The following is a 5,444-nucleotide window of genomic DNA, read 5'->3' as shown; positions in this document are numbered from 1 at the left end:
ATGTTAGGTCCTGCCCACAGGATGTCCTTTCTGTCCTTTCAGGGCTATCCAGAAGGACACCCTGCACAGGCCCCACTCTCCTTCTTCGCCGAATGGGGTGGGCCCGAGGGCCCACCCCATTCGGCAGCGATCGAGGAGAGGTATGGCGGAGTTGTTGTTCTCGGCAGAAACGTTCAGGCCCGATGGCTCATCGGTTCTGGGCGTGCCGATGCTGCTCGACGCGAAAATGCGACTGATCGAGCCGGCCTGTGCCTGGCTGATGCATGTCGCGCTGGTGCGTGGGCGGACGCGCAGCCCCGAGACCTGGCGCACCTACGGCGAAGCGCTCTATGACTGGTGGCAGACGATTGAGGCGAATGACTGGCGCTGGGACAGTGTCGGCTCTGGTGAGATCGCAGCATACCGGGACAATATGTTGCATCCACCTGATGACGACGAAAAGCCGCTGGCGCGCAGTACGATCAATGGCCGGTTGCGCACCATCGCCCGGTTCTACCACTGGTGTGCCGGGACCGGCCTGATTGATCGAACGCCGTTTACGGCAAGCGACGTCGCACTGTCGCGAAGCCGCCCGCCAGGCTTCTTCGCTCATATCGATGCGAGTGGCGGCCGCGAGCGCGTCAACGAGCTGACCGTGCGCCATGTGACGATGCTGCCGCGTCCGCTGGCGCCGTCGGCGATCCGGCGGATCATAGCGGAAATGCCGGTCAGGGACCGGCTCGTTGTCGAATGGGCGGTCACGACCGGGATAAGGCGCATGGAGATCGCCGGGTTGAAACTCCGCCTTCTTCCGAAGGCCTGCGCCGAACCGATGATGCCGGTGCGAATCGACGCAACAAAGGGCGGAAAAGCCCGCGTCATCTATCCGCCGCCCACGCTTCTGGATCGGACGTGGGCTTATGTGCGGGAGGAGCGCGCCGTCACGGTTAGAAAAATGCAAGCTCGCGCTGGGCCCACTGACCCTGACGCGCTGTTCCTGACCGTAAGGGGGCAGCCGATGACGCCCCGGCGGGTTGGCGCGATGTTCAAAGCGGCGGCAGACGGCGCAGGCGTACCGGCGACGTTCCATGCGCTGCGCCACACGTTCGCGGTAGCGATGCTGAGGTTCCTGCAGCGCGAGGCACAAACCCATCCGGACCTCAATCCGCTGCTCGCGCTGCAGGTGTTGATGGGGCACGCCGATCTTGCGACCACAGCGATCTACCTCCGCGTCGTCGCAACCGACCTCTCGATCATCGAATCCTCAGTCGATGATCTCTATGCGGCACTGCTGTAGTGGCACGCCGCCGGAAGAATTATCGGGTCGCACCATCGCCGATCCCGCTGATCAGCGAGCCCGGTACGCTCGTCGTCAACTTCGTACAAGCAGACGGCACGCTCAAGCGTTCGTTCGATTTTACAATGTTCGGAAAAGTGCCGATGGCGGCCGAGCTGGCGCTGGCGTTCCGACATCATCTTGGCGACAAAGCAGCGTCAACTCGCATCAGCACCTATCGTCGGCTTCCCCTGTGGTTCTCGTTCATCAAGGAACATGATGATGCAATCACGTCGATGCGTGACGTCGATACAGCGGTGCTGCGCGCGTTCATCGCATCGCTCGATACCAAACCCTGGGTGAAGGCGACGAGACATGGGGCATGGTCGTGCATCAAGCAGTTGATCGCATGGTTGCAGCGAAACCGGCCCGAGCTGACCCACTCCGACCTTGATATCCCGTTCAACGCCTTCCCACGCAAGAATGCCGAGACACCGCCTCGAGCGGTGCTGAGCCGAAACGAGATGGAGCGCGTGCTAGCCGCAGCCCGCGCCGATATCACTGCCAGCTGGGCGGTGTTCCAGGCTGGGTGCGCGGCGCTTGCGCGCCTCGACCGTGCCGCGATCGCGGCTGAGGACGATCTGGCGCGGCTTGATCTGGACGATATCGGGGTTCTGCTTGCGATAATCTGCGATCGGTTCGGCGGGATCGTGCCACCGACGCGGGTGATGTCGAAGCCGGGAGCGAAACTGTGGCGCCTTCACTTCGCGATGCTGCGCCATGGCGCCAATCTGAAGGTGGCGGCTCATCTCTACATGATGCCGGAAACGATCGTGCCCTACATGATCGCGATCGGCGCGCAGACCTACGCCAATGCCGAAGCGCTGCGCTTGCTTCGTCGCGACTGCATGAGCGAGCACCTCCTGCTTGACGGCCGCGTGCTCGTCACCTGGAGCAAAGGGCGCTCGAGCCGCGAACAACGGCGCAGCTTCCTCAAGGATAAGAGCTTCTCGGTCCCGACGTTGATCGAGCAAGTGCTGGCAATGACGGCTGCGCTCATCCCGCATGCGCGGCCCGAGGACCGGGACCGCCTGTTCCTGATCGACAATATGAACAGCTCGCGGATCGTCGGCGTGATACCGAACTATCTGGTATCGGCGCATGTCCGGCGCTTCGTGAAGCGTCACGATCTGCGAGACGATCTGGGCAGGCCCTTGCAACTGAGCATCGCCGCGCTTCGGGCATCTGGGCTGACGCTGGCGCATGAGAGGCTGGGCCATGATATCCTGAAAACCCAGGCGCTGGCGAACCATGCGACGCCGGACACCACGCAGCGTTATGTGGATCGGCCGCTCGTCCGACAAGCCCAAGCCATCGCCGTTGGCGCCTTGCAGGCCCGGTTCGTCGAGATCGTGCGGGGGGAGCCGGATGCGGAAATACCCGAACAGCCTGACGTCGACGTTCGCCGTGCGTCGGCCTCGGGCTTCATCTGCGCCGATCCGATGGGTGGGGCGGCGGAAGGCCAGCGTGCGGGCCAACTCTGCACGGCCTGGCTGGGGTGCTTCACCTGCCAGAACGCGGTCATCCCGCTCGATGTGGAGATGCTGGTTCGGCTTAACGCGACGCGATCGGCGCTGATCGACGCGCGAAACGGGATGGTGCCGGGTCGTTGGCGGCTGCTCTATGCCCCCAAACTGGAGATCCTCGAACGCGATATTCTGCCGCGCTTCCCGGACACGCTGCATGATGCAGCGGTCGACCGTGCGCTGCCCGTGCTGCCGCCGATCGAATGAGCGTGCGGCCACAAACGAGGGCGGGGGCGCCGGCCTGGGAAGATATGGCCGTCTCGCCCTGGAGCCGATTCGGCGACGACGAATGGCGCCTCGACATCAGGACGTCGGGTCGCCGCGCCGATCAGAACCGGCTGCGCTGGGTCGTTGCGATGCCAAAGGATGCGAGGATCGGCATCGGGGAGCGCGCGGCCCTGATCCATGCCGCGAAGCACTTCCTCTGGTCGATGCGCGTCGATCCGCCAGCGGGACGAAAGCGATCATCGCTCGCGTCGCTTCATATGAAAGGCCTGATTCTGCGCACGCTGATCGGGTGGATGGCGATCGAGGGGCTGCGCCGCTTCTCCGACATCGACCCGAGCGCTGTCGATCGCCTGTGCGTTTGGTTGCGCGGTCGTCCCGCCCGCAATGGAAAGGCGCGGGTCAGCCCAAGCACGGTGAGCAACTACCTGCTCGCCATAAAGGATCTCTATCGGCAAAGAACCAAGCTGAGCGATGCTCCGCGCGTCGATCCGCTGCCGTTGGACACGACCTTCGAGGCGGCGGGCGTCACGCGCGCGACCAAAGGGACAATCCCGTTCATCCCGGATGAGGTCGCCGTCGCGATCCTTGGCGAAGCGTTGCGCTGGGTGGAGGAGCATGGCGAGACGATCATCGAGGCTGAAACGATCCGCTTACGAGCCAGGGCCATCGGCCTCGCTACCGGCATCTCCCGCCAAGCCTCCTACTATGTGCGCAGGGCGCTGCGGCAAGCGCATCTGACGGGACCGCTGGGGGACAAGTTGGATGGCGCTTACGCCGTCCGTCACGCCGCATGCCACCTCGTCGAAGCCTGCTACATCGTCATCGCGGGCTTCGTCGGGATGCGGGTGAGCGAGATCCTGTCGATGAAGGTCGGGGCGATCGAATACCGCCCGATCGGCGAGACCGGCGTGGATCAGGCCTATGTGGTGGCGCGGTTGTTCAAGACGGTAGACCATCCCGAGGGGCGGGAGGAACGCTGGGTTGCCCCCGCGCCGGTGGTGCGGGCCGTCGATCTGCTCGAACAGCTGAGCGCCCCGCTGCGTGCCGCGTCGGGACGCGATGAAATCTTCCTGGTCAAGAACACGCAATATGGCGAGATCGTGCCGGTGACCCACATGCACATCGGTTGGCGGATCAACGACTTCGCGCGGCACGTCGGCGTGCCCGAACATGAAGGAAAGCCTTGGTCGTTCAGCACGCACCAGTTCCGCAAGACCTTCGCTCGGTTCGTGGCACGGCGGGATCGATCACAGCTTCTCGGGCTGGCCGAGCACTTCAAGCATGCGTCGGTCGCGATGACGGCCCGAAGCTATGTGGGGAACGACTTCGATCTGCACGGCCTTATCGACCATGAGAGCCGCGCCGAAACCGCCGCAGCGCTCGATCAAATGCTGACCAGCAAGCGCCTTGGTGGCCGGATGGGGGAGCGTATCGTTGCCGGCAATGTCCGGTTCCGCGGCCGTGCCGGTGAGCAGGTCCGGCGCGACTATATCGCATTTATCCTCGCGGAGACCGATCTCCGGGTGCATGCCTGCGATTATGGCTGGTGCGTGTTCCAGCAGGAAACGGCGCGCTGCGGCGGTGAGGCCGGGCCGAGCGAAGCCGGGAGGGCGCCAGCGGTGTGCCTGTCGTGCGCGAATATGGTCGTTGAGGAGCAGCATGCCGGCTACTGGCGAGATCGGCGTGCGCGCAATGCTGCCCTGCTTCCCCGAGCCGGAGCGATGACAGCGGCGGTGCTGACCGAGGCGATCGAACAGTGCGACGGCGTGCTGGCAAAGATCGGAGGGCAATATGAGGGGAACTGATGCGTTGCGCCGATCTGACGCGGTCGCAAGGAGCTACCGGGCTGCACTCGCCAGACTTGTGCGCGGCGAAGGGCGGCATGCCGATCATGCTGGGCGCGTCGTGCGGATCAGCCCGGCTTCGGTCGCGCGCGAGGCTGGGCGTAGCCGCAATCCGCTCTACACGACCCATCGCGACATCCTCGACGAGATCGAGGCGGCGGCGGGTGGCCCAACACCGGCGACCGATCTGGCAGCGCGCATCGCCGAGCTTGAATCCGATCTGGCGGACCTGAGGGCAGCCGCGCGCCGTCATGCGGAAGAGAAGCGTCTTTTGGCGAGCGAGAACCTGACGCTGCTTCATCGCGCGAGGACGGCCGAGGACCGGCTCGCCGGCAGCCTACGGCGGATGCCGGACGCACCCGCCGCAATCCCAATTACGCCGCAGCGCTGAGTTGCAGCGCCGGCTGCTGTGCGTGCATCCAGTCGACCCCCGCCTGGGCTTTGCTCGCCGCAGTGAAGATGGCGGAGGTATCGTTCTACAGCACCCTCGCCCGCGCCGCCCGCGACAAGGACACTTGCGATGTTACCTAC

4 protein-coding genes are annotated in these 5,444 nt (G+C 64.6%); all 4 read left to right on the top strand.

Annotation, left to right across the window (positions count from 1 at the left end):
• Nucleotides 1-142 precede the first annotated feature (142 nt).
• Complete coding sequence (locus tag GGQ89_RS19575; RefSeq protein WP_184107147.1) at nucleotides 143-1,276, top strand: tyrosine-type recombinase/integrase; 1,134 nt, start codon at nucleotides 143-145, stop codon at nucleotides 1,274-1,276.
• Between the two features lie 143 nt (nucleotides 1,277-1,419).
• Nucleotides 1,420-3,048 carry a site-specific integrase gene (locus GGQ89_RS19570; RefSeq protein WP_240456261.1) on the top strand — a complete coding sequence of 543 codons (1,629 nt, stop codon included), beginning with the start codon at nucleotides 1,420-1,422 and terminating at the stop codon, nucleotides 3,046-3,048.
• A gap of 44 nt (nucleotides 3,049-3,092) precedes the next feature.
• Nucleotides 3,093-4,874: a site-specific integrase gene (locus GGQ89_RS19920; protein WP_240456262.1), complete on the top strand. Its 1,782-nt coding sequence runs from the start codon at nucleotides 3,093-3,095 to the stop codon at nucleotides 4,872-4,874.
• Nucleotides 4,861-5,304 (top strand): hypothetical protein, encoded by a 444-nt coding sequence (locus GGQ89_RS19560; RefSeq protein ID WP_184107143.1) that lies wholly within the window; start codon nucleotides 4,861-4,863, stop codon nucleotides 5,302-5,304. The genes GGQ89_RS19920 and GGQ89_RS19560 overlap by 14 nt, the downstream gene beginning before the upstream one ends.
• The last annotated feature ends 140 nt before the right edge of the window (nucleotides 5,305-5,444 follow it).

The organism is Sphingomonas yabuuchiae, assembly GCF_014199595.1.
In the GTDB taxonomy this organism is placed as follows: Bacteria; Pseudomonadota; Alphaproteobacteria; order Sphingomonadales; family Sphingomonadaceae; genus Sphingomonas; species Sphingomonas yabuuchiae.
Note: the sequence above shows the minus strand (reverse complement) of the source record. Positions and strands in the feature narration are given on the sequence as shown.

Coding starts and splice junctions, on each gene's coding strand:
- GGQ89_RS19575 (WP_184107147.1), top strand. CDS start 143: ATGGCGGAGTTGTTGTTCTCGGCAGAAACGTTCAGGCCCGATGGCTCA.
- GGQ89_RS19570 (WP_240456261.1), top strand. CDS start 1,420: ATGGCGGCCGAGCTGGCGCTGGCGTTCCGACATCATCTTGGCGACAAA.
- GGQ89_RS19920 (WP_240456262.1), top strand. CDS start 3,093: ATGGCCGTCTCGCCCTGGAGCCGATTCGGCGACGACGAATGGCGCCTC.
- GGQ89_RS19560 (WP_184107143.1), top strand. CDS start 4,861: ATGAGGGGAACTGATGCGTTGCGCCGATCTGACGCGGTCGCAAGGAGC.